General features: G+C 63.5%; 3 protein-coding genes. All 3 read left to right on the top strand.

All coding sequences use genetic code 11. From position 1 onward, the window contains the following. A partial coding sequence (locus tag EN742_RS31085; protein WP_128333674.1) for a hemolysin III family protein occupies positions 1-478 on the top strand: 478 nt, incomplete at its 5' end. Positions 479-684: 206 nt separating this feature from the next. Continuing rightward, positions 685-1,710, top strand: coding sequence for a MotA/TolQ/ExbB proton channel family protein (locus EN742_RS31090; protein ID WP_126057853.1), 1,026 nt, complete (start codon positions 685-687; stop codon positions 1,708-1,710). Position 1,711: 1 nt separating this feature from the next. Next, on the top strand, positions 1,712-2,667 hold a 956-nt coding region (locus EN742_RS31095), incomplete at its 3' end, for a peptidoglycan -binding protein (RefSeq protein ID WP_128333675.1).

Genomic DNA, 2,667 nt, shown 5'->3' on the forward strand with positions numbered 1-2,667 from the left:
CCTGTCGGTGTCGCTGGCTTATAATCTTTGGCCGGTGTCGTCGCCGGCGAAGTGGATTCTGCGCCGCTTCGACCATGCCGCGATCTATCTGTTGATCGCCGCGACCTACACGCCCTTTCTCGCCCAGCTCGACGGCTCGCCGCTCGCCGTCTCGATGATCGTGCTGGTCTGGACGGCAGCGGCGATCGGCATCGCCATCAAGGTGCTTTTCCCCGGCCGCTTCGACCGGCTTGCGATCGTCTTCTACCTCGCCATCGGCTGGAGCGGCATTGTCCTGGTCGGCCCGATGGTGCGGACCTTGCCGACGACATCGATCGCGCTGATCGTTGCCGGCGGCATCGTCTATTCGCTTGGCGTCATCTTCTTCGCCTGGAAGGGGCTGCGCTTCCACAATGCCGTCTGGCATGGCTTTGTCGTCACCGGCGCCGGCTTGCATCTGGCCGCAATGGTCGACTGTCTGGTGATAAACCGGATCTAGAGCGTGATCCCGAAAGTGGGGAACCGGTTTTCGGAAAAGAACAGCTCCAACAAGAAGGTAGAGTCCCATCCCGATTTCCATCAGGGATGGAACAGGCTCTGAGCCCTGGCTCGGCATTATTGCCAACCACCATTCAATTTGGTCACAATTCCGTTTAGAGTTGCCGTCAACCTGATCGGCGGCGCGGCATCGGAAACGGGGTTCGGATGGCTTTTCTCAGATCCTTCGGCATGGGCAGGCGCTCCGACGTTCTGATCTACGATCCGCACAAATTGTCGAGCCCGCAGGTCTTCCTGCTCACCATGGTGATCTTCCTGATCATCGTTGCATTCATCGCCGCTATCCTCACCCGCCAGATCTCGACCGCCTTCGTCACCAATCCCGGCCTCAACGGCCTGATCATCGGCGTGCTGGTGGTCGGCATCCTCTTGGCCTTCGTCCAGGTCGGGCGCCTGTTTCGCGAGGTGCGCTGGGTCAACTCCTTCCGCGCCGGCTCGGAGACCACGGAGCCTGTGCTGCTCGCGCCAATGAAGGCGATGATCGGCCGCTCGTCGACGGTGGCCTTCTCGACCAGCTCGATGCGCACGATGCTCGATTCCATCGCCACTCGCCTCGACGAAAGCCGCGACACCTCGCGCTACCTCGTCGGGCTGCTTGTGTTCCTTGGCCTGCTCGGTACCTTCTGGGGTCTGCTCAACACCATCGGCTCGATCCGAGAGACCATCGAATCGCTCGATCCCGGCACCGGCGACGCCGCCGCCGTGCTCGATTCGCTGAAGCAAGGGCTTGCCGCGCCGCTCGCAGGCATGGGCACGGCGTTTTCGTCCTCGCTGTTCGGCCTCTCCGGCTCGCTTGTGCTCGGCTTCCTCGACCTGCAGGCCGGCCGTGCCCAGACCCGCTTCTACACCGAGCTGGAAAACTGGCTGTCCTCGGTCACCGATCTGTCGCACGATATCGTCGTCTCCGACTCGGCCAGGACCGAGCCCTCCGACGAGATCCGCCTGCTGTCGGAAAGGCTGCGCAGCCTGCAGGAGAATGGCGGCGGCTCCAATCCGCGCGTCGCCACCGCGATGGCCAACCTCGCCGACGGTATTTCGGGCCTGGTCAAGAACATGCGTTCGGAACAGCAGATCATGCGCGACTGGGTCGAAGCGCAGTCCGACGAGCAGAAGGCGATGCGCAACACGCTGGAAAAGATCGCCGACGCGCTGAAGAAGCCGGGAGTGCACTGACGTGGCGCTGGCAAGGCGGCGCGCCGATCGCCGCATCGACTATTGGCCGGGCTTCGTCGACGCGCTATCGACACTGCTTCTGGCGATCATGTTCCTGCTCACCGTCTTCGTGCTGGCGCAGTTTTTGCTCGGCCGCGAGATCTCCGGCAAGGACACGGTGCTCAACCGGCTCAATTCGCAGATCAACGAACTGACCCAGCTTCTGGCGCTGGAGCGCTCTACGACGCAGGACAGGGAGGATTCTCTCGCCAATCTGCAGGCCTCGCTATCGGCGTCGGAGGCGGAAAAGAGCCGGCTCGAACAACTGCTGGCGCAAGGCGCCGGCGCCGGCGACGCCGCCAACCAGCGCGCCGCCGCCCTCTCCGGCGAGCTCGACAGCCAGCGCCAGATCAGCCAGCAGGCGCTCAGCCAGGTCGAGATCCTGAACCAGCAGATCGCCGCCCTGCGCAAGCAGATCGGTGCGCTCGAGGACGCGCTCAACGTTTCGGAAGCGCGCGACCGCGACTCCAACACCAAGATCGCCGACCTCGGCCGCCGCCTCAATGTCGCGCTGGCGCAGCGCGTGCAGGAGCTGAACCGCTACCGCTCCGACTTCTTCGGCCGCCTGCGTGAGATCCTCGCCGACCGCGAGAACATCCGCATCGTCGGCGATCGCTTCGTCTTCCAGTCGGAGGTGCTGTTCCCGACCGGCTCCGAAGAGATCAACGATGCCGGTAAGGTTGAAATGAAGAAGCTCGCCGACGCCATCATCGAATTGCAGAAGGAAATCCCGCCGGAGATCAACTGGGTGCTGCGCGTCGACGGCCATACCGACAACAAGCCACTCTCGGGTGCCGGCCGCTATCGCGACAATTGGGAGCTGTCGACGGCGCGCTCGACCTCGGTGGTGAAGTTCCTGATCGAGAACGGCGTGCCGGCCAATCGGTTGGTCGCGGCCGGCTTCGGTGAATTCCAGCC

The organism is Mesorhizobium sp. M4A.F.Ca.ET.020.02.1.1 (assembly GCF_004022645.1).
GTDB lineage: Bacteria > Pseudomonadota > Alphaproteobacteria > Rhizobiales > Rhizobiaceae > Mesorhizobium.